Origin of the sequence: Ralstonia chuxiongensis (genome assembly GCF_024158925.1) — a bacterium.
Taxonomy (GTDB): Bacteria; Pseudomonadota; Gammaproteobacteria; order Burkholderiales; family Burkholderiaceae; genus Ralstonia; species Ralstonia chuxiongensis.
This window is the reverse complement of record NZ_JAMYWC010000014.1, coordinates 1-20,707: the sequence shown is the minus strand read 5'-3', so window position 1 is coordinate 20,707 and position 20,707 is coordinate 1. Positions and strand designations below refer to the sequence as shown.

Genomic DNA, 20,707 nt, shown 5'->3' with positions numbered 1-20,707 from the left:
CGGTACCCTACAGCCCATACAAGCCATAAAAAGTGATTCAGGCGCGATATGAAGCTGTTAGTCGTCGAGGACGAACCCAAAACCGGAGAGTACCTGCAGCAAGGTCTTACTGAAGCCGGCTTCGTGGTCGATCTGGCCCGCAACGGCACCGACGGCCGGCATCTGGCCATGACCGGTGAGTACGACTTGCTAGTGTTGGACGTGATGTTGCCGGACGTCGATGGCTGGCAGATCGTCCAATCGTTGCGAGCCTCGGAACAAGCAGTGCCGGTGCTGTTCCTGACCGCGCGCGACAGCGTGGCAGACCGCGTCAAAGGACTCGAACTGGGTGCCGACGATTACCTGGTGAAGCCGTTTGCGTTTGCAGAGCTGCTGGCGCGGGTGCGCACGCTGCTGCGCCGCGGAAGCAGCGCGGTCACCGCCGACCGCATCCAGGTGGCCGACCTGGTGCTGGATCTGGCCCGCCGCCGCGCGTCGCGCGGTGGCCAGAAAATCCCGCTGACGAGCAAGGAGTTCTCGCTGCTCGAATTGCTGGTCCGGCGCCGTGGCGAAGTCCTGCCACGCTCGCTGATCGCCTCCCAGGTCTGGGACATGAACTTCGATAGCGACACCAACGTGATCGACGTCGCCATCCGCCGCCTGCGCGCCAAGATCGACGATCACTTTGAGCCGAAGCTGATCCAAACGGTGCGCGGCATGGGTTATGTGCTCGAAGCTCCCGAGGAAGCGGCTTGATGGGCCGGTTCTCTCTCACGACGCGGCTGACCGCGTATTTCTCGCTGTGTTCGGCTGCCGTCTTGCTGGGGCTGGGTGTCGTGATTGCGCTGGCCATGGACCAGCACTTCGCGGTGGAGGACTATACCGCGCTACGTGAGAACGTCAGCGTCATCGAGAAGATCATCGAATCGAGCCCCGCCACGCAGGTGCCCGAGCGCATTCGGGAAGCGCTCCAGCACCGCACCGATCTTGTGGCGCGCATCCAGGGGCCGGACCGGCGAATCCTGTACGTGACCAAGGATTTTGATTTCCAGGCTGCGGCGCAAGCGCTAGCGCAGCTACGGCGCAACAGCGATGCGCTTGTCTGGGAGCAAGGCGGTCAGCAGTATCGGGGCATGCACGCGGCCATCCCCCTGCGAGATGGCTCATCCGGCGCCCTCGATGTTCTGCTGGGTATCAACACGGACATCCACGCCCACTTCCTCCATACGTTCCGTGGCACGCTGGCTTTCTACATTGCCGTCGCAGCGCTAGCCACCGGCCTGTTCGGTTGGTGGGCCGCACGCCATGGCCTGGCGCCACTGCGCACCATGGCTTCGCGGGCGCGTACGGTGACGGCCGATAAGCTCGACGAGCGCATGCCCGTTGACACCGTGCCGGTAGAGGTGGCCGACCTTGCCGCTACCCTGAACGCCATGCTGGAGCGGCTGCAGAGCGATTTCTGCCGCTTGTCAGACTTCTCAACCGACATCGCGCACGAACTGCGTACGCCCATCACGAACCTGCTCACGCAGACGGAGGTCGTGCTGTCCCAGCCGCGCGAGGGCGCCAAGTATCGCGACGTGCTGACCTCCAACGCGGAGGAACTGCAGCGCTTGGCACGCATGGTGTCCGACATGCTGTACCTCGCCAAGATGGAGCACAGTCTGACGCTGCCAAGCGCCGAGGACATTCACATCGCAGATGAAATCCGCGCGTTGTTCGAGTTCTATGATGCACTCGCCGAGGACAAGGTTGTCCAGCTCGAATTGCGTGGGAACGGTCATGTCGTGGGCGACCGGCTCATGCTGCGCCGCGCGCTGAGTAACTTGCTCTCCAACGCGATCCGGCATACCCCTCGGCACGGCCACGTGCTCGTGACCATCAATGACGAACGCGAGGGGGTCACGATTTCCGTCGACAATGACGGAAACGAGATCGCACCGCATCTCTTACCCTTCATCTTTGAACGCTTCTTCCGGGCAGACAAGTCACGCGCGCGGCCTGAATCAGAAAGCGCAGGACTCGGGCTGGCCATCACCAAGGCGATCGTTGTGGCACATGGCGGCACCATTGCTGTGGCGCGCGTCGATGGGCGCACTCGTTTCTCCATTCGCCTGCCGCATTCGGCCGAAGCGCCCGCCGGGCTGGCATAGCAACCAGCCGTGTCTAGCGCACATGACTGCCCCATGGCGCGCCGATTACGAATCGAACAGGTGCTGAGATTTGCGACCTCCCAGGCACCGCATCTTTGCGCACGTGCGTGTGAAAAATGCGCGCAGGCGTGTCGCGCCATGCAATGAGCAGCCTCACACAAACATTCGGCGCACCGCGCGCCTGACCAACTTGTAATACGAGGGTCACGTTCCCGTTATTCGCGAGTCTCTACACTGCTTTCGCAGAGTAAGACCTTGTTTCGACATCAAGCAGGAGAGAACGCGATGAACTACCTCAAACAGTCCGCCCTGTTGGCAGCCGCCTTGCTGGCGCTGGGCATGAACGTAGCCGGCGCGGCCGGCGGCCCTGGACCGCGCGACGTCTATACCGATGGTGCTCAATCCGTTGGAGCGCGCGACCCCTACACTGATGGCAGGGGCGGAACTCGCGATGTCTACACCGATGGCGCGAATTCGATGGGTAAACGCGATCCGTACACGGACGGCGGCCATCAATAAAGATCGCCCGGAATTGCACTTCCCCGGTGGCCTGGAGAACCCCTTTTGGGGTTCTTTTCTTATCGCATGTTCGCGGCGGCCGTCTCCACGTCAGGGTCGTCGAGCACGCTCGCGTTGTCCAGGAGCGTAGCGCCTCAATCTCTCAGGTGCACTCGTGTCGTCCGTCTTTGCCGGGCGCGTTCACTGGTCCTTTGTTTCAGCTGAAACGTGCAGGTGCAGAAAACGTTCAACCGGAATGACCGCCACAATCCCGGCGCCCGGCACCGTTGATCTCCCGGCCAACCCTCTAACTGGCCTCGTCGGCATCTGGTAGATCGGCGTCACAAAGCGCTCCACCGCAACATCCATGCTTCGCCTCTTCGTCGACACCGCGGCGTGCTACAGCATCAATTGCCGTGCGGTGTTCACCACCTATACTCATCTCACACAACCGGAATTCCCAGGTCGTTGGTAGCAGCTTGCCGTCCCGACGCTAGCGTAGATATTGATCAACAACGCAAGGAGCACACTATGTCGCGTACCCTGATGATGTTGGCGCTGGGCGCGGTCGCATCGTTTCCGGCGCTTGCCGAGCCGCCCGAGGTTATGCAAGGCAAGCTGGTCGATGAGCACAAGATGACGCTGTATGTTTTCGACAAAGACACTACGGCCGGCAAAAGCGCGTGCAACGGGACGTGCGCGACCAACTGGCCACCCGCGCTGGCCGATTCATACGACAAGGCGAGCGGCGACTGGAGTTTCATCACCCGTGATGACGGCAAGCGCCAGTGGGCCTACAAGGGCCATCCGCTGTACCGCTGGAGCAAGGACCAGAAGCCGGGCGACACTACTGGCGACGGCGTCATTGGCGCGTGGCACGTGGCCAGGCCTTGACTAGCGCGTTAGAGAAGCGCATGGAAGCCGTTAGACGCGGAGCGAACCGCTTCGCTTCGACAGGGCAGTCGGATACGGGTTTCCAGCCCCGACTTGTTCGTCGGGTTGCCGCATTTGCAGTGCAATACGCGTGCGGACGATCTGGTGCAAGACACTTTGGAGCGGGTGCTGTGGCGCTCGCGCCTGCGGCCCAATGATTCAACGACCTGCTCTTCATGCGATCGGGATCGCTTTGGCTTCACTTGCCTTTGGCGCGCTGGCTCGTGCAGAGGGTGACCCCGCGCGGGGTGCACAAGCCGCCCGCACTTGCATGGCGTGCCATTCATTTGCACCGAGTCGCCATTTGACGGGCCCAAGCTTGGCGGGCGTTTTGGGACGTAAAGCAGGCACAGCCGACGGCTTTGCACGCTACTCCGATGCCCTCAAACAATCAGGCCTAGTCTGGGACAAACGGAACCTCGATGCGTGGCTCAAGAATCCGGCGGCGCTGGTACCCGGCAACGCGATGACCTTTCCCGGTATCGCCGATGCACGCACGCGGGCCGATCTGGTCGCCTACCTTGAGGCAGTTTCCAAGGGGCGCGTGAAGGTTCCCGATCGTGGCCTACCAAACTTGAAGGAACTTGATGCGGCGTCGCGGGTTACCTCAATCCGTTACTGTGGTGATACCTATCGCCTCACCACCGCCGACCGGAAGACCCACGTCTTTTGGGAGTTCAACCTGCGTTTCAAAACCGATGGCAGTGCTGCCGGCCCGGCTGCCGGTCAACCTGTGCTGATCGGCACAGGCATGCAGGGCGACCGCGCCGCCGTGGTTTTTGCGCGCCCCGAGGAAATCTCTGCCTTCATTCAGAGGCGGTGTCCATAAAGACTGGCCACCCTGCGAACAGCATCTGGAACCCGGTGGCGATACTGCTGCATAAGCTGCGGGCGGGGCCAGGCAGATCTCAATGCTTCCCGTCGTCGCCGAAGGCTTTCGCGAGACTGTCGAGAAAAAGGCTTGCAGACTGGAAGCCGATCACCCGCACCGGGCTTTCACGCCCGTCGGCACCGTACAAGATGATGCCGGGTGGACCGAATAAGCCGAAGCGTTTGAGCAAGATGCGATCGTCGGCAGTATTGCGTGTCACGTCGGCCTGCAGCAGCACAACATCTGCCAGCCGCGCCTGGACTCTCGGATCGCTGAAGGTCAAGCGTTCCATCTCCTTGCAACTGACACACCAGTCGGCATAAAAATCCAGTAGCACCGGCTTGCCGGCCGCGGCGGCCTGCACCAGGCGTGCGTCGAGCTCGGCCACAGAACGGATGCGCTCGAAGCGCACCAGCGCCGGGCCAGCAGTGGAAGCGGGTGCCACCGCGCCAGCACGCAGATGCGACAGCGGCTGGAGCAGATCCCGTCCGCCGGACGCCAGACCGACCAGCAGGATCGCCCCTGCCAGCGCGGCCACCATGCCCATGCCTTTGCCCAACCGGGTCAAGCTGCGAGGCTCTGGACCAAGCGAATCGAAGGCGCCCAGGAAGGCAGCGGCAATCAGCAGCAGTATGGCCCACGCCGCCATCAATGCCCAGGGTGGCAAAAGCGGGCTGACAGCCCAGAGCGCCTCGCCGAGCAGCAGGAAACCCAGGAAGCGCTTCGTCACCTTCAGCCAGTGCCCAGCGCGTGGCACAAGATAGCCGGCAGTGACGCCGACCAGCACCAGCGGAACTCCCATGCCGATCGCCATCGCGAATAGTGCGCCGCCAGCGCCAACGGCATCACCGGTTTGCTCGACGTAGGCCAGCGCACCCGCCAGCGGGACTGGCAAGCTGCGGACGACGGCCAATGCGGAAATCATCCCCAACGCTACGGCAACCGAAATCCGGCCGCCCGACCACCGGTTCGATGACGCCGCCATTGGGGGCTGCCGCCCCAGCTCATAGAGCCCGAACATTGACAGCGCCAAGGCCACCGCCAGCGCAGCAAAAGCTTCCAACGCCCACGGCGTTGGCGGCCCCGCCGAGAATCGCTCGCCGAGCAACCCCGCAGCCACGCCGACACCGGCATGAGCCACCGCCGTTCCGAGCACGTAGGCAAACGAGACCAGCAAGGCGCGACCGCGCGTTACGTGCTCGCCGACGACAATTGACGACAGGATCGGCACCATCGCCAGCACGCCTGGCGTAAGCGTCAGCAGCAGGCCGAAACCGAGGAAGATCGTGGCAATCCTCCCCAACTGGCGGCTGGCCAGCACGCGGGCAATGTCGCCGCCGCCATCATTCGTTGGCGCGGCTGATGGAACAGCAAGCCCAGTTTGCCCCTCTCCCATGCTGGGCAAAGTCGGCGTCGCCGGCGGCACGGGCGACGTCATTGGCGTTCTGCTTCGATGCTTATCGAATAGGCCACCGAGCAAGCCACCGCCGACCTTGTACACACTGTGCATCGGGGGATAGCAGATTCCCTTGTCGGCACAGCCTTGCGACGTCACCGTCAGCAACCATTTGCCGTCGACCGGCGCGACCACCACCGGCACGCGAATGGTGACGCCGCCATGATAGGTCTCCATCGGCTTGCCGAGCGCTTCGTCAAACTTGACCTGCCCTGGCGGAAACTCGGGGGCACCGAGCTTGACCCCTGCCGGTTGCGCGGCAAACGCGAATCGCTCACGGTAGAGGTGATAGCCGTCGGCGATGTCGAAGTGCACCTCGATGGAGCGGTTGTCGAGTTGCCGCGCCGCAAAGCGGAAGGCCCGCTCCGGTGGCAAGACATCTTCCTCGCCCGCGGCATGGGCAACGCCACCGGCGCCTGCGACGCAGAACCACAGGACAGCGAGCAGCAGCAAAACGAGCGGTGCCGGGGCGACGCATCGTATTCGCCCGGCACCGCCAGTGCGCGTCGCTGCCATACCTGGTCCCATACACTACTCCTGGACCTGAATTACCAGCCACACGATGCTGCGGATCGCGAGATAGCATCTGGGGGCCGATGCCCTCGCGCCTCTCCTGGCCACACGGGCATCGTAATTCCGTGCCAAGCGGCGCTCCACCATTGACCCCCGATGGGATCATTCCGCCGCGCCAGCCGACTCTCCAGGGAGAACGTGAAGATGCAAGAACTTCTCGACGGGAACAACCGCCACGATCCCAGCGCCCGGCACCGTCGATTTCCCGACCTCAACGATCGCGTTGGTGATGGCCTCGACCTCGGCCTCATCCGCGAAGATTTCAACCTTGGTATGCACGGTGGTCAGGTCGCTGGAAAAGAAATTCTTGTACTCGCCGTACCCCTTGACCTTTGTGATCGTCAGGCCGGGGGCGTGGACGGTCGCAAGCTGCCGCTCTAGTGACTCAAGCAGTTCAGTGGGAATAATGGCGATGATCCATTTGGTACTCATAACGCTCTCCTCGATCACCAAGGTACGACCGCGACAGCCGGGGCAGTGAGGCGAGAAATCACGAGCCCACGCGCGTGCCGAATAGCTGCTTCCATTGACTGCGGCTCGGCAAGAACATGGGCACACTGCGCCGGTACGCCTCGTAAGCGGCGCCAAAACGGCCGACCATGTCTTGTTCTTCCTTGCGCGCCAGCCTGACATAGGCAAACACAATGACTGGCAACAGCACCACAGTGATCAGCGTGGGCCAGTGCACCACCTGACCGAAGACTGCCAGCATGATGCCGAGGTACTGCGGGTGACGGACGAATCGATAAGGCCCCTCCTGGGCGATGCACCCGGTGCGGCTTGCCCGATAGACAGTGCTCCATCCCCAAATCAACAAAACGAGCCCCGGGAGGATGAAGACAGTAGCGATCACCATCTCGACCATTGCACCGGCCATGCCATAACCGAGCAGCGTTGCCCACAGATGCCCGCTGTAAGCAGTCAGCGGTATATCGACTCCAAGGAAGCCCGTCAGGAGATAGATCGTGAGGGGGAAGCCGTACATTTCCGCATACAGCGCGATCACAAAGGCTTGCACGAGACCCGCCCCAGTCCATTCGCGCCAACCTCGCGGCGCCACGTACCGATACAAGATCCACGACACCACCCCAACCAAGACCGCGACAAGATTCCAATGGCCGTAGTGCGCACTGAAACTACTCATGATGTTCATGGCACACCTCCCGCAGACGACAGGATTGGATTCGCCCCTGCATCTCCGGACACCGCCTCACACTCGCGTTGATGATTCGCGCACCGTGCTGACCTACAGCCCTTGTCCTGCTCGTGCTGGAACTCGCCTTTGCGATACGCGCGCGGCCTCACTGACGATTCACTTTTCGATCCGAAACGGCTGCTTCTGCTCAGGCGTGCCCTCTCTCGTCGAACGCCGCTGATCATCTTGACCTTGCATGCCTTTCATCATCAGCCACATCGATAGTGGGCAGACGAGGATCAACAGGTAGGGACCAATGCCCAGCACGAAGGCACGAACTGACGGGAAAACGGCATAGGCGATCGCCAAGATCGCCACCAGGGCAGCGCCCACGGCGACCATGGTTCTCATATTGCATTTCATAGCGGTACTCCTGTGGTACTCGGCCGTTCGCGATACGGCCGGCCACCGTCATTTCGATGAGGGCGTCTGGATCTTGTCCGCGTACTTGCGCAGGATCTCTCCCATCGCCTGCATCATTTCTCCATGCATCTGCATCGAGAGCTTCTCGTTTCCGGGCGGCAATTGCCCCATCATCGGACAACCACCCATCATGCCGCCGCCCATCGTGTGGTCCATCATCATGGGATGCATGGGGTCCTGCGAACTTGCTTTGGCGCCTTCGGTAGCGCGACTGGGGCCGGCTGCGGCACTCCATCCACCGGCCCCAAGCAGGGCAAGCGCAAGCGCTATGGCCATGACTGATCTCGTTCTCATGACGATCTCCATCTTCGATTAGGTTCCATGCTGTTCGCCACCGGTTCCGGGGGCCGCAAGATCAAGCGGCTACTCCCGGTAAGCGATTGCGTCGATATACGCGCCTCGACCACCAGGCCGAAGCGCACGCGCTCATTTCGCCTCGGGTAGGCCCTTCGGGCTGGCGCTGTCCGCCGACGACTTCATCATTTCAGCGCACTGCTTCTGCATTGCCTCTTTGCTCGATGTGGTGCTGGAAGCGGAGGCAGAGTGCTTCGCAGCCGCGCGCGCACTGTTGATGGCATCCCAGTTGGGACCTGCGAAGGCGGTGCTAGCGGCAACACCAAACGAAACGAGAACTGCAATTCTGAGAACGGAGTGCATGGTGGTCTTCCCCACATCAGGTTTCTTTCAGGCTCAGGCTAGGCGGAGTCCGCAGACTTCCTGCCTGGAGGCGATCGAAATCAAGGCTCGCGGCGAAGGACCGCCGCATATGGGGAGGATCAGATTCGCAAGCGTGCTGTTGCGAGGTAGATGGGCCCAGGCACTGCAACGGGCCGAGAGGCCTTCGGGTAAGCCGGTCCGGCGTAAGGCGTCGGAGGAAGAACGTGCACGAGCCCAATTGCGGCGGGCAGCATGCCAAGATCAGGCGCATGGCCGTTGGCATCCGCCCAATGGCGCCCATCGTGCCGATGGTCCGCGCAGAGCGCGGGCTGCGCCTCATCCATGTCCTGGCAGTTCACGACGGAAACCGCCATCGCCGAGGAGTTCGCCATGCTCCCTGCCTCGGGCGGGCAAACGTATCCCGCAATCGCAAGGCGCGAGAAAAGCACCATCGCGAGCAACAGGAGCGAAAGCAGCCGAGCGAGAGGACTTTGACGATGCTTCATGAATCACTGCCAACAAGTGTGTTCACTCTAGTTCTGCCAAACCGTGACCGCAAGGCGGGCAAAAACGGTGAGGGGTGATTGCGCGCGGGCATGATGGTCATCCAAGAGGCAGCGCCTAAAACACCTGCGTTCTCAACCGAAGCGCATTGGAAATCACTGACACCGAACTCAGGCTCATGGCCAAGGCCGCGATCATCGGTGACAGCAGCCACCCCGTGAACGGATACAGCACTCCAGCGGCCAGTGGGATTCCCAGCGCGTTGTAGACGAACGCGAATCCCAGGTTCTGTTTCATATTGGCAATCGTGGCTTGCGACAGTTCCCGCGCGCGTGCCAACCCGCGCAGGTCGCCCTTGACCAGAGTGACCTGGGCGCTATGCATTGCCACATCGGTTCCGGTCCCCATGGCAATACCGACATCGGCTTTGGCTAGTGCCGGTGCATCGTTAATGCCGTCGCCAGCCATTGCGACCACGTGGCCTTCGCTCTGGAGTTTTGCGACCAGCGCCAGCTTGTCGGCCGGTTTGACCTCACCGTAAAACTCGTCAATGCCAAGGGGGCCGGCCACGGCTCGCGCTGTCGCGATGCTGTCGCCGCTTGCCATCACCACGCGAATCCCTGCTGCTTTGAGCGCCGACAGCGCTTCGGGGGTGCTGGCCTTGACCGGGTCCGAGACCGTCAACAGCCCCGCCAATTTCCGGTCAACGGCCAGGTACATGACACTGGCGCCGTATTGCCCTAGCGCATTTGCCCGCAACGCTTGAGATTCAATGGTGACTTGCTCCTGCCGCATGAGGGAGGCATTGCCGAGTATCAGTTGGTGACCGTCAACCGAGCCACGCACGCCCATACCCGCATCCGACGCGAAATGTTCGACCTTTGCCAACGTTAGGCCCCGCTCACGCGCCGCTGCGACGATGGTGGCCGCCAGCGGGTGCTCGCTGCCCTGATCGAGACTTGCCGCCAGTCGCAGCACCGTGGTCTCATCGAGCGAATCGAAGGCCAATGCTCGATCGAAGACCGGACGACCTTCGGTCAGCGTGCCGGTCTTGTCGACGATCAGGGTGTCGACCTTGCGGAAATGCTCGATGGCCGCCGCGTCGCGGAACAGAATCCCCTGAGTCGCGGCCTTGCCGCTCGCCACCATGATCGACATCGGGGTAGCCAGCCCCAGCGCGCACGGACAGGCGATGATCAACACGGCCACCGCATTGACCAGCCCAAAGACCCAACTCGGTTCAGGACCGAAGAATCCCCAGCCGAAGAAGGCAAGCACGGCGATGGCTACCACCACCAGTACGAATACCCCGGCCACCTGGTCCGCCATCCGCTGCATGGGCGCCTTCGAGCGCTGGGCTTGGGCCACCATCTGCACGATCTGGGACAGCACCGTCTGCGCACCGACCTTTTCCGAGCGCATGATCAGGCTGCCCGACGCATTGAGGGTGGAGCCAATCACGTGGTCGCCCGCCCCCTTGGAAACGGGCAGCGGCTCACCGGTGATCATCGATTCGTCGATGGCACTTGCCCCGTCAACCACGACGCCATCGGTCGGCACCTTTTCGCCAGGGCGGACGCGCAGCAAATCGCCGACATGCACGTGCGTAAGCGGAATGTCCTCCTCGCTGCCATCCGGATTGATGCGGCGCGCCGTCTTGGGTGCCAGACCAAGCAGCGACTTGATGGCCGCCGAAGTCTGCGAGCGCGCCCGCAACTCAAAAATCTGACCGAGCAGCGTCAGCGAAATGATGGCGGCGGCGGCTTCGAAGTAGACCGCAATGCGGCCATGAACAACAAAGCTGCGGGGGAACAGGTCAGGCGCCACGGTGGCCGCAACGCTGTACACGAACGCAGCGCCGGTGCCCAGACCGATCAGCGTCCACATATTTGGGCTGCGGCTACGCAACGATTGCAGGCACCGGACGTAGATGGGGAAGCCGGCCCACAGGACCACCGGCGCAGATAGTGCGAGCTCCACCCAGTTTTGCGCCGGCGGCTCTATTGCCCAGGCATGTTCTCCCAGCATCGCAAGCAATACGGTGGCGATCGTCAGCGGCAAGGTCCACCAGAAGCGCCGGCGGAACGCTACGAGTTCCGGATGCTCGTCAGCGTCGAGACTCGGCATTACCGGCTCAAGCGCCATACCGCATTTTGGGCAACTTCCGGGATGGTCTTGGCGAATCTCGGGGTGCATCGGGCAGGTATAGACGGTGCCAGGGGCTGCACTGGCTTCGTCACTGACGGAGGCGTCGTGTGAATGCACGTACCTGGCTGGCTCCGCCTCAAACTTCCTCTGGCACGCCGCGCTGCAGAAGACGTACCGAGTCCCCGCGTAGTTTGACCGGTATGGCGTATCACGCTTCACTGCCATGCCGCACACCGGGTCCCGTTCCTCAGTGGCGGTCACAAGCGTCAGCTGCTTCGCCGTGGTGTGTTGGTGGCCCCCGCCTTGCGCGAACAGATCTTCGCCGGCATGCCCGGGCGCAGGGGGTAGCGTATGCGGATGTGGTCGTTGGTCGTTCATTCTCGCGGTGCCTCAATGCCGTGTGGCGTGTGCCGCAGGTTGCTTCTGTAAGGCGCCGGTGCTGATCGCGTCCAGAATCGGGCAGGCGGGGCGATCGTCGCCATCACAATGCTGCGCGAGATACAGCAGGGTGTCGCGCACGCCGGTAAGCGCGTCGATCCGAGCGTCCAGCTCTTGAATGCGCTGCAACGCGATCGCCTTCACCGATGCGCTCGCGCGCCGCTTGTTTTCCCACAGCCCGAGCAATTCCCGAATCTGCTCCATGGAGAAGCCCAATGCCCGCGCACGCCCAATGAAGCGCAGGGTGTGGATGTCATTGTCACCATACGTTCGGTAGTTGCCCGCGCTCCGGGCAGCCGACGCCACCAGGCCAATGCTTTCGTAGTAGCGGATCATCTTGGCCGAGACGCCGGAGACGCTTGCGACCTGTCCGATATTCATGGCGCACTCCTCAATTCCTGTCTGCATCGAAGCTTCGGCAAGAGGTATCCGCGACATACGCCACGGGAACTCCGCGTACCAAAATCTCCATACATTCACGGTAGACCCTGCCCATGTGGGAAGGTCAAGGCCAGTGCGCTCGTTCTTTTTTCCGATAGTGGCGCGGGTATCCCATCCGGTTTCCAGCGAAGTTGCATTGCGAGCAAAAAACGGTATCCTTCCGGAAATTCCGTCTCTGCAAAGAACCCTTGCGTCACATGCTGCGCCGGCATTCTTTCTTCGCTGGCTTTCTCCTGCTGGTCTTCCTGTCAGTCCAACTGGCAGCGGCGGCGTACGCCTGTGCCGGCAGCCGATACCAAGTGGGCAGCGACAACATGAAGGCCACCCTGACCGAATCGTGCGCCGACATGGCCAATGGGACCGATCAGGGCAGCAGCCAGGACAAGGACAACGGCGCGCTATGCTTGGCCCACTGCCAGGCTGACTCCAAGAGCGCTGACCATGTCGCACCGCAACTGCCAGTGTTTTTGCCGGTGCTGACGGGCGTCATTGAGCCGACACGCGTCGTTATGGCCGATGTTCGCGCCGCGCTGCGCGCCGAGGTGACAGCACGCGCGCCACCACCACCGCTGGCCATTCTCCACTGCAGTTTCCAAACGTAGCCTCCAGATCGACGTCATCCGGTGCTGCCCTCTCTAGACTGGGGTAGCTGTCGTCGTTCCTGGAGGCTTTATGCTTTTCCCTCGTCGTCTGACGCTGGCGCTGCTGTGCGTGCCTGCCTTCGGCATCGCGATGTCGCATGCCGCGACCTCGCAGCCCACCGTTCCGCTGTCCGTTGAGGAAACCGTCGCGCTCGCCACCGCGCATGCCGGCGACGCCGAATCCTCGCGCGGGACCATCGAAGCCGCGACCCAAATGGCGGTCGCCGCTGGCCAGTTGCCGGACCCCGTGCTCAAGCTCGGAATCAATAACGTGCCGGTCAACGGTCCTGATCAGTTTTCGGTCAGCCGCGATTTCATGACCATGCGCTCCATCAGCGTGATGCAGGAATTCACGCGTGCGGACAAGCGCCGCGCCAAGGCGGCACGCTTCGAAGCGGAAGCCGACGCTGCCGAAGCGCAGCGCGCGGTCAGCATGGCCAACGTGCAGCGCAACGCTGTCGGCGCATGGCTGGACCGCTGGTATGCCGAGCAGACCGGCACCGTGCTGGGCCACCATGGACACCCACTGGAACTTGCGTTGCAGGCGGCGACCGCCGCGTATCGCAGTGGACGGGGCACGCGCGCCGACGTGCTGGCGATGGAGCTGGAAATCCAGAAGCTGGACGATCGCCTGGACGAAAACCGCGCTGCCGTGGCGACCAGCACTGTCGCGCTGGAGCGCTGGGTTGGCCCGGCTGCGAGCCGCCCGCTGTCCGGGCGCCCGCGCCTCGATGTTCCCCCGCCAGTCGAACAACTGGCGCGTGGTGAATTGGACGCGGTGCCCGAGATCACCGCCGTGCAGCGCGAAGTGGGTCTGGCCGAGAGCGAGATCCGGGCCGCCGCCGAAACAAAGAAGCCGGATGTCACGGTCGAGCTGATGTATAGCCAGCGCGGCTCCGCGTTCTCGAACATGGGCTCCGTGAACGTCAGTTTTCCGCTGCCTTGGGACCAAGGCAACCGGCAGGACCGCGAAGTCGCAGCCAAGCTGGCGCAGGCCCAGGCGGCGCGCGCCAAATCCGAAATCCTCCGGCGCGATACCCAGGCCATGGTCGGCGCCAAGCTGACCGAGTTGCGGCGCAATACCGAACGGCTCAAGCGCTACGACCAACAAACCTTGTCGCTCGCCAACGCACAAGCGGAAGCGGCCCTGACCGCCTACCGCGCCAATACCGGATCGCTGCTGGCCGTGGCTGAAGCCAATCATCGCACCATCGATACGGAATTAGAGCGGCTCGCACTGGAAGCCAAGACGGCCAAGCTGTGGGCGGACCTGACCTTCCTGGTTCCGCTGCCCACCGCGCAGACCGAGTCCGCCATCAAGGAACGCAAATGAAAAAACACGTCATTGCAACGGCCGTGGCGCTCACTCTTGTCGGGGCCACCATCTACGGCGCCTACCGGGTCGGCGTCACGCAGGGAGCACGTTCGGCGCAATCGCAGGTGGCCGCCAGCCCGGCATCCGGCCTCAATGCCGGTGACGTTGATCCCAAGACTGGCAAGAAGGTGCTGTACTGGCACGATCCCATGGTGCCCGGGCAACGTTTCGACAAGCCGGGCAAATCCCCCTTCATGGACATGCAGCTGGTGCCCGTCTACGCCGAGGGGGATAGCGGTGCCAGCGGTATCACGGTCGACAGTCGCGTCGCGCAAAACCTGGGCATTCGCACGGCCGAAGTCAAAGCTGGCCGGTTGAGCGCGGTACTGGAGGCGCCCGGCAATATCGCCATCGACGAGCGCAGCGTGCAAGTGATCCAGGCGCGCACGAATGCCTTCGTCCAGCATGTCGCGGTCAGGGCGACGCTTGACCCCGTGCGGCGGGGGCAGGCCCTGGTGACGCTGTATTCGCCGGACTGGGTGGCGGCCCAGGAAGAGTATCTCGCCGTGTTGCGCCAGTCGGCACACGGTCAGGCCGATCTCGCCGGTGCGGCCAAGGCGCGCATGCTGCAAGCCGGCATGACGCCGGGTCAGGTCAGCGCGGTCGAGGCATCCGGCCGGCTGCAGCCCAGCGTGGGCATCGCAAGCCCCATCGATGGCATCGTGACCGAGGTCGCGGTGCGCGACGGGATGACCGTCTCCCCCGGCATGACGCTGTTCCGCCTGGCCGACTTGAGCCAGGTTTGGGTGGTTGCCGAGGTGCCGGAAGGCCAGGCTCGCACCATCTCGCCCGGCCTGGCGGTCAAGGTACTGCCGACCGGGGCAGCCGAGCCGCTGGTCGGCAAGGTCGACACCGTATTGCCTGACGTCAACCCGGCGACACGGACCATCAAGGTGCGCATTGTCCTGCCGAACAAGGGCCGGCACCTGTTGCCGGGCATGTTTGCCACGGTCCGCTTCGACAGCAGCGAGCAGCAGGACGTGCTGACCATCCCGTTGGAGGCCGTCATCCGTACCGGTCAGCGCAGCGTTGTCATGGTTGATGGCGGCCAGGCGGGCTTTGTGGCCACCGAGATCAAGACGGGGCGCGAGGCCGGCGGCATGGTCGAAGTCCTAGCGGGCCTCAAGGCTGGCCAGAAGGTCGTCACCTCCGGCCAGTTCCTGATCGATTCGGAAGCCAGCCTGCGCGGCACCACCGAGCGCATGGCGGCACCGGCTGCAGCCTCAGCGCCCGCAGCGGCCACCACCGAACACGAAGGCGTTGGCCGCATTGAGGCCGTCACCGGTGAAGGCCTGACGATCTCGCACGGGCCGATTCCGTCAATCCAGTGGGGGGCCATGACGATGGACTTCGCGGCGCCGGCGGCGGGGCTGCCGAAGGGCCTGAAGCCGGGCGACCGGGTGCGGTTTCGCTTCCACCTGGACAAGGAGGGCATGGCGGTTCTCTCTTCGGTCGAGCCAGCGGCTCTCGCAGGAGGCAAGCCATGATCGCGCGGCTGATTCTGGCGTCCATCCGCAACCGCTTCCTGATCCTGCTGGCGACGCTGATGTTGACCGCCTGGGGATTGTGGGCCGTGCGCAGCACGCCGCTCGATGCGCTGCCCGACCTGTCGGACGTACAGGTCATCATCCGCACACCGTTTCCCGGCCAGGCGCCGCAGATCGTGGAGAACCAGGTCACCTATCCGCTGACCACCACCATGCTGTCGGTGCCGGGTGCCAAGACCGTGCGCGGCTACTCGTTCTTCGGGGACTCCTTCGTCTACGTGCTGTTCGAGGATGGCACCGACCTGTATTGGGCACGCTCGCGCGTGCTGGAATACCTGAACCAGGTGCAGTCCCGCCTGCCTGCCGCCGCCAAGCCCGCACTGGGCCCCGACGCAACCGGCGTGGGTTGGATCTACGAGTACGCGCTAGTGGACAAGACCGGCCAGCACGACCTCAGCCAACTGCGCGCGCTGCAGGACTGGTTCCTGCGCTTCGAGCTCAAGTCGCTGCCCAATGTGGCCGAGGTGGCTTCGCTTGGCGGGATGGTCAAGCAGTTCCAGGTCGTCCTCATGCCGGACCGCTTGCGTGCCTATAACTTGTCCCAGGCCAAGGTACTGGCGGCGCTCAAAGCGGCAAACCAGGAGACCGGCGGTTCGGTGCTCGAACTGGGCGAGGCCGAATACATGGTCCGTGCCAGTGGCTACCTGAAGACGCTCGACGACTTCCGGCAGATTCCGCTGGTGACCAGCGATGCCGGCATTCCTGTGCGGCTGGGCGACGTCGCCACGCTCCAACTCGGCCCAGAGATGCGACGCGGCATTGCCGATCTCGACGGCCAGGGTGAAGTCGCCGGTGGTGTCATCGTGATGCGCTCCGGCAAGAACGCGCTGGAAACCATCGAAGCCGTCAAGGCCAAGCTCGCCACGCTGCAGAAGAGCCTGCCAGCCGGTGTCGAGATCGTGCCGACCTACGACCGTTCCGCGCTGATCAACCGCGCGGTGGAGAACCTGACGCACAAGCTGATCGAGGAATTCATCGTCGTCGCGCTGGTGTGCCTGGTGTTCCTGTTCCACTTGCGCTCGGCACTGGTCGCGATCGTTTCGCTGCCGCTGGGCGTGCTCGCCGCCTTCCTGGTGATGCGCTATCAGGGCGTCAATGCCAACATCATGTCGCTGGGTGGCATCGCCATCGCGGTCGGCGCCATGGTCGATGCGGCCGTGGTCATGATCGAAAACGCGCACAAGCACCTGGAGCATTGGCATGCGGACAATCCCGGCCGCAGCCTGACGGGGCACGAGCGCTGGAGCGTGATCGGCGAATCGGCGGCGGAAGTGGGTCCGGCGCTGTTCTTTTCGCTGCTGATCATCACGCTGTCGTTCATTCCGGTGTTCACGCTGGAGGCACAGGAAGGACGGCTGTTCTCGCCGCTGGCCTTCACCAAGACTTATTCGATGGCGGCGGCGGCCGGGCTGTCCGTGACGCTGGTGCCGGTGCTGATGGGCTACCTGATCCGCGGGCGCATCCCGACCGAGCAATCGAATCCGCTCAGCCGCTGGCTGATCCGGCTTTATCAACCGGTGTTGGCCAGGGTGCTGGCGTATCCCAAGACGACGGTTGTCATCGCCGCTGTGCTGCTTGCAGCCACGGCCTGGCCGATCCTGCGCACGGGCGGTGAATTCATGCCGCCGCTGGACGAGGGCGACCTGTTGTACATGCCGTCGGCGCTGCCGGGGTTGTCAGCGGGCAAGGCCGCCCAGCTCCTGCAGCAGACCGATCGCCTGATCAAGACCGTGCCGGAGGTCGCCAGCGTGTTCGGCAAGGCCGGCCGCGCCGATACCGCCACCGATCCGGCCCCCATCGAGATGTTCGAGACCACCATCCAGTTCAAGCCGCACGACCAATGGCGGCCCGGCATGACGACCGACAAGCTGGTGGAAGAACTGGACCGCGTGGTGAAGGTGCCGGGACTGTCCAACATCTGGGTGCCACCGATCCGCAACCGGATCGACATGCTCGCTACCGGCATCAAGAGCCCGGTCGGCATCAAGGTGGCGGGCGCAGACTTGAAGGAGATCGACCAACTGACCACGCGGATCGAGGAAACAGTCAAGACCGTACCGGGGGTCACGTCCGCGCTGGCCGAACGCCTGTCCGGCGGGCGCTACGTCGACGTCGATATCGACCGAATGGCTGCGGGACGGTATGGGCTCAATATCGAAGACGTACAGAGCATCGTGTCGTCAGCCGTCGGCGGAGACAACGTGGGCGAAGTGGTCGATGGCTTGGCCCGGTTCCCGATCAACGTGCGTTACCCACGGGACTATCGCGACTCGGTCGAGCAACTGCGCAGCCTGCCGATCATCACTGACCGCGGCCAGCAGATCACGCTGTCTGACGTCGCCCGTATCCAGGTAGTGCAGGGGCCGCCGATGCTGCGCAGCGAGAACGCGCGGCTCTCCGGCTGGGTGTACGTGGACATCCGGGGGCGCGACTTGCGCTCGGCGGTGCAGGACATGCAGGCGGCGGTGGCCAAGGCGGTGCCGATGCCGGCCGGCTACGCGCTGAGCTGGTCCGGTCAGTTCGAGTACCTGGAGCGCGCCAGTGCCAAGCTCAAGGTCGTCGTGCCGTTCACCTTGCTGATCATCTTCGTGCTGCTGTATCTCGTGTTCGGCCGCATCGACGAGGCACTACTGATCATGGGCACACTGCCGCTGGCGCTGATCGGCGGTTTCTGGTTGCTCTATCTGCTGGGCTACAACCTGTCGGTGGCCGGAATCGTCGGCTTCATTGCGCTGGCAGGCGTGGCAGCTGAGTTCGGCGTGATCATGCTGCTCTATCTCAAGCAGGCGTGGACGGAGCGGCAGGAGGTCGGCCGGGACACCACCGAGGCATTGCTGGAAGCCATTCAGGAAGGCGCCGCGTTGCGGGTCCGTCCGAAGGCGATGACGGTGGCCGTCATCCTGGCCGGTCTGATTCCGATCATGTGGGCGCACGGCACCGGTTCCGAGATCATGCAGCGCATTGCCGCCCCGATGGTCGGCGGCATGGTCACCGCGCCCCTGCTATCCCTGTTTGTCGTGCCTGCTGTTTACCTGTTGCTACGCAAGCGCGGCGGCAGGCAATCCATTCCCCAACCACCCTCTCATGACGAGGTCTCACGATGAAATACGTTTCCGCTGTTGCATTCGCCCTGGCACTGGTTTCGGCTCCGGCCGCCTTTGCGGCTGCGCCGATGGAGGGCATGGACATGAAGCCAGCAGGTCAAGCCAAGCAGGCGTCCAAGCCCGTCGCGGCTGAGGTCCGCAAGCTCTATCTCGACACTGGGAAGATCACGCTCAAGCACGGCCCCATCGACAACCTCGGCATGGGCGCCATGACGATGACGTTTGCCGTCAAGGACAAGGCGTCACTGCAGCACTTCAAGGAGGGCCAGGCGGTGTGGGCCGTCTTTGATATGGTCGACGGTCAGCCGACCGTGATCGATTTGCGGAGCAAGTAAAAGCAAGTCGTCGTCGGCGCACGGCCGTTTAGCCGTGCGCCGCCACACGCGTCGCGGTTGCAATGACTTATTTTGCCGGTGCTGGTGCCGGCGGCCCCATCCAGTACTGCTGACTCCACATCATGTGGTTCATCATCATCTGCTGCATATTCAGGTACTGATCGGTCATGTACTGGCGTTGCCGAAGCTGCTCGGGCGTCAGGTTGGAGTAGTAGCCACCCATGTGCCCCCAACCACCTCCGCAACATCCTGAGCCGCCTCGTCCCATCATCCCGGGGCCCATCATGCCGTAACCCATCATGCCTGGCCCCCACATACCGTGCATCGCAGTCATTGCGCCCTGCATGGTGGCCCAGTGCTGCTGCAAAAGACGTTGCCGCTCTTGCGGGTCCTGCGTTTGGCGAATCTGGTCCATTTGCGCCTGCATCACCTTCATCTGCTCCTGGACCTGTGCCAGTTGCTTGTCGAAGTCAGCAGTGTTGGGCGCTGCAGCAGGGGCGCTTTTCTTGGTTGGCGCACTCTGCGCGACGGCGCTGACCGGCACCAACTGGCTGCCCAAAGCAAGGCCAGCGATGACGGCAACAACGATTTTTTTCATGATGTGCCTCCTGACACCGAACGATGATGAACAGGCCGAAATCTTTGCGCCCAGCCTGTTTTCATAATGTCCGTCCTGGCTTTATTCGACTTGATGTCGATCAACTGAGCACACTTGGAGGCTCAAGTGTGCAAATGTGCGGAGGGAGGGATACCGGCACCGACGTTTCAGCCGAGAAGCCGTGTCAGGTCTGATTGGCACGGCAGCCTTTCGACGCCGAAGATCAGAGAACGGAGAATTCCGTTTCCTGAGGAACGCAGAGAGGGATGCATGTATGGGAAGCCGGCGTTGACGTGTTCGCAGCCAACTCACGCTGGGCCAACAGGATGGCGAGACTAACGGCTTACTCAGCCGAGTGGCGATCGCGACGCCACCATGCTAAAGCGCACGCGACGCACCGCGATCGCTCTTCCACGTTGTGGTGAGCGCTGGAGTCACGTAACCGGCGACAGCGATGCAAGTAGCGCCGAGTGTCCAGCCCGCCAACACATCCGCCGGGAAATGCATCCCGGCGGCAACACGCGACCACCCGACCAACGCGGCGTAGAACACCAACGCGAGACGCCCCTGAAAACCCACCAAGGGCCAGAGTGCCCCGACCACAAGCGCTGCGAACGTCGAATGCCCGCTCGGCAGGCTGTAGTGCAGTTCCGGCTCACCAATGACGTGCACGAGGTGGCCGAGTACCGCCGGTGGCCGTGGGAAATCCAGCTGTTAACGCGCGAGCAGAATTGACCCACTTGGCGGGGTGATTTGCATCGAAATTTGACCCACGTGATTGAATGTCCTGCTCAATCTTTGAGCAGGGGATACAGAGGTGATCACGGTGGGCATGTTG

General features: G+C 63.0%; 18 protein-coding genes and 1 pseudogene. 10 read left to right on the top strand and 9 right to left on the bottom strand.

What is annotated here, in order from left to right:
• Positions 1-48: 48 nt before the first annotated feature.
• The 5 genes from NKG59_RS26025 to NKG59_RS26005 all read left to right on the top strand — a co-directional run bounded on the left by NKG59_RS26025 (position 49) and on the right by NKG59_RS26005 (position 4,392).
• Positions 49-735, top strand: a complete 687-nt coding sequence (locus tag NKG59_RS26025) for a heavy metal response regulator transcription factor (protein WP_173941062.1) — start codon at positions 49-51, stop codon at positions 733-735.
• A complete protein-coding gene (locus NKG59_RS26020; protein WP_173941061.1) occupies positions 735-2,132 on the top strand; it encodes a heavy metal sensor histidine kinase in 1,398 nt (465 codons plus the stop codon). The genes NKG59_RS26025 and NKG59_RS26020 overlap by 1 nt, the downstream gene beginning before the upstream one ends.
• Positions 2,133-2,417: 285 nt before the next feature.
• Positions 2,418-2,651: a hypothetical protein gene (locus tag NKG59_RS26015; protein WP_173941060.1), complete on the top strand. Its 234-nt coding sequence runs from the start codon at positions 2,418-2,420 to the stop codon at positions 2,649-2,651.
• A gap of 510 nt (positions 2,652-3,161) precedes the next feature.
• On the top strand, positions 3,162-3,524 hold the full coding sequence (locus tag NKG59_RS26010; protein ID WP_173941059.1) for a COG4315 family predicted lipoprotein: 363 nt from the start codon (positions 3,162-3,164) through the stop codon (positions 3,522-3,524).
• A gap of 193 nt (positions 3,525-3,717) precedes the next feature.
• Complete coding sequence (locus tag NKG59_RS26005; RefSeq protein ID WP_173941058.1) at positions 3,718-4,392, top strand: c-type cytochrome; 675 nt, start codon at positions 3,718-3,720, stop codon at positions 4,390-4,392.
• A 79-nt stretch (positions 4,393-4,471) separates the two neighbouring features.
• Here the strand turns inward: NKG59_RS26005 and dsbD are convergent, their stop codons facing one another.
• The 7 genes from dsbD to cueR all read right to left on the bottom strand — a co-directional run bounded on the left by dsbD (position 4,472) and on the right by cueR (position 12,209).
• The gene (gene dsbD / locus NKG59_RS26000) at positions 4,472-6,418 is read right to left on the bottom strand and encodes a protein-disulfide reductase DsbD (RefSeq protein WP_173941057.1); all 1,947 of its coding nucleotides are present in this window, start codon (positions 6,416-6,418) and stop codon (positions 4,472-4,474) included.
• 147 nt (positions 6,419-6,565) lie between these two features.
• Positions 6,566-6,895, bottom strand: coding sequence for a P-II family nitrogen regulator (locus NKG59_RS25995; RefSeq protein ID WP_173941056.1), 330 nt, complete (start codon positions 6,893-6,895; stop codon positions 6,566-6,568).
• A 58-nt stretch (positions 6,896-6,953) separates the two neighbouring features.
• Positions 6,954-7,616 (bottom strand): methyltransferase family protein, encoded by a 663-nt coding sequence (locus NKG59_RS25990; protein WP_253543105.1) that lies wholly within the window; start codon positions 7,614-7,616, stop codon positions 6,954-6,956.
• 159 nt (positions 7,617-7,775) lie between these two features.
• Positions 7,776-8,009, bottom strand: coding sequence for a DUF2933 domain-containing protein (locus NKG59_RS25985; RefSeq protein ID WP_253543103.1), 234 nt, complete (start codon positions 8,007-8,009; stop codon positions 7,776-7,778).
• A 60-nt stretch (positions 8,010-8,069) separates the two neighbouring features.
• Positions 8,070-8,387 (bottom strand): hypothetical protein, encoded by a 318-nt coding sequence (locus NKG59_RS25980; protein ID WP_253543101.1) that lies wholly within the window; start codon positions 8,385-8,387, stop codon positions 8,070-8,072.
• Between the two features lie 972 nt (positions 8,388-9,359).
• Positions 9,360-11,768, bottom strand: coding sequence for a heavy metal translocating P-type ATPase (locus NKG59_RS25975; protein ID WP_173941052.1), 2,409 nt, complete (start codon positions 11,766-11,768; stop codon positions 9,360-9,362).
• 12 nt (positions 11,769-11,780) lie between these two features.
• The gene (cueR, locus tag NKG59_RS25970; protein ID WP_173941051.1) at positions 11,781-12,209 is read right to left on the bottom strand and encodes a Cu(I)-responsive transcriptional regulator; all 429 of its coding nucleotides are present in this window, start codon (positions 12,207-12,209) and stop codon (positions 11,781-11,783) included.
• 248 nt (positions 12,210-12,457) lie between these two features.
• On the opposite strand from cueR, the gene NKG59_RS25965 reads away from it, so the two are divergent.
• From NKG59_RS25965 to NKG59_RS25945, 5 genes are all read left to right on the top strand, one after another.
• Positions 12,458-12,871 (top strand): hypothetical protein, encoded by a 414-nt coding sequence (locus NKG59_RS25965; protein WP_173941050.1) that lies wholly within the window; start codon positions 12,458-12,460, stop codon positions 12,869-12,871.
• 70 nt (positions 12,872-12,941) lie between these two features.
• Positions 12,942-14,243 (top strand): TolC family protein, encoded by a 1,302-nt coding sequence (locus NKG59_RS25960; RefSeq protein WP_173941049.1) that lies wholly within the window; start codon positions 12,942-12,944, stop codon positions 14,241-14,243.
• Positions 14,240-15,772 (top strand): efflux RND transporter periplasmic adaptor subunit, encoded by a 1,533-nt coding sequence (locus tag NKG59_RS25955; protein WP_173941048.1) that lies wholly within the window; start codon positions 14,240-14,242, stop codon positions 15,770-15,772. Before NKG59_RS25960 ends, NKG59_RS25955 begins: the two co-directional genes overlap by 4 nt.
• Positions 15,769-18,936, top strand: a complete 3,168-nt coding sequence (locus NKG59_RS25950) for an efflux RND transporter permease subunit (RefSeq protein ID WP_173941047.1) — start codon at positions 15,769-15,771, stop codon at positions 18,934-18,936. The genes NKG59_RS25955 and NKG59_RS25950 overlap by 4 nt, the downstream gene beginning before the upstream one ends.
• A complete protein-coding gene (locus tag NKG59_RS25945) occupies positions 18,933-19,271 on the top strand; it encodes a copper-binding protein (protein WP_173941046.1) in 339 nt (112 codons plus the stop codon). The genes NKG59_RS25950 and NKG59_RS25945 overlap by 4 nt, the downstream gene beginning before the upstream one ends.
• A gap of 67 nt (positions 19,272-19,338) precedes the next feature.
• Here NKG59_RS25945 and NKG59_RS25940 read toward each other — a convergent pair whose 3' ends face one another.
• Positions 19,339-19,869 (bottom strand): hypothetical protein, encoded by a 531-nt coding sequence (locus NKG59_RS25940; protein ID WP_173941045.1) that lies wholly within the window; start codon positions 19,867-19,869, stop codon positions 19,339-19,341.
• A gap of 390 nt (positions 19,870-20,259) precedes the next feature.
• Positions 20,260-20,580, bottom strand: a pseudogene (locus NKG59_RS25935) (phosphatase PAP2 family protein); the annotation flags it as partial.
• Positions 20,581-20,707: the final 127 nt, after the last annotated feature.

Excerpts from the sequence above, each read along its gene's own strand:
- NKG59_RS25975 (WP_173941052.1), bottom strand. The coding sequence starts at position 11,768 with ATGAACGACCAACGACCACATCCGCATACGCTACCCCCTGCGCCCGGG.
- NKG59_RS26025 (WP_173941062.1), top strand. The coding sequence starts at position 49 with ATGAAGCTGTTAGTCGTCGAGGACGAACCCAAAACCGGAGAGTACCTG.
- cueR (WP_173941051.1), bottom strand. The coding sequence starts at position 12,209 with ATGAATATCGGACAGGTCGCAAGCGTCTCCGGCGTCTCGGCCAAGATG.
- NKG59_RS25980 (WP_253543101.1), bottom strand. The coding sequence starts at position 8,387 with ATGGAGATCGTCATGAGAACGAGATCAGTCATGGCCATAGCGCTTGCG.
- NKG59_RS25990 (WP_253543105.1), bottom strand. The coding sequence starts at position 7,616 with ATGAACATCATGAGTAGTTTCAGTGCGCACTACGGCCATTGGAATCTT.
- NKG59_RS25995 (WP_173941056.1), bottom strand. The coding sequence starts at position 6,895 with ATGAGTACCAAATGGATCATCGCCATTATTCCCACTGAACTGCTTGAG.
- NKG59_RS25955 (WP_173941048.1), top strand. The coding sequence starts at position 14,240 with ATGAAAAAACACGTCATTGCAACGGCCGTGGCGCTCACTCTTGTCGGG.
- NKG59_RS26015 (WP_173941060.1), top strand. The coding sequence starts at position 2,418 with ATGAACTACCTCAAACAGTCCGCCCTGTTGGCAGCCGCCTTGCTGGCG.
- dsbD (WP_173941057.1), bottom strand. The coding sequence starts at position 6,418 with ATGGGACCAGGTATGGCAGCGACGCGCACTGGCGGTGCCGGGCGAATA.
- NKG59_RS25950 (WP_173941047.1), top strand. The coding sequence starts at position 15,769 with ATGATCGCGCGGCTGATTCTGGCGTCCATCCGCAACCGCTTCCTGATC.
- NKG59_RS26010 (WP_173941059.1), top strand. The coding sequence starts at position 3,162 with ATGTCGCGTACCCTGATGATGTTGGCGCTGGGCGCGGTCGCATCGTTT.
- NKG59_RS25940 (WP_173941045.1), bottom strand. The coding sequence starts at position 19,869 with ATGAAAAAAATCGTTGTTGCCGTCATCGCTGGCCTTGCTTTGGGCAGC.
- NKG59_RS26005 (WP_173941058.1), top strand. The coding sequence starts at position 3,718 with ATGATTCAACGACCTGCTCTTCATGCGATCGGGATCGCTTTGGCTTCA.
- NKG59_RS25985 (WP_253543103.1), bottom strand. The coding sequence starts at position 8,009 with ATGAGAACCATGGTCGCCGTGGGCGCTGCCCTGGTGGCGATCTTGGCG.
- NKG59_RS25960 (WP_173941049.1), top strand. The coding sequence starts at position 12,942 with ATGCTTTTCCCTCGTCGTCTGACGCTGGCGCTGCTGTGCGTGCCTGCC.
- NKG59_RS26020 (WP_173941061.1), top strand. The coding sequence starts at position 735 with ATGGGCCGGTTCTCTCTCACGACGCGGCTGACCGCGTATTTCTCGCTG.
- NKG59_RS25945 (WP_173941046.1), top strand. The coding sequence starts at position 18,933 with ATGAAATACGTTTCCGCTGTTGCATTCGCCCTGGCACTGGTTTCGGCT.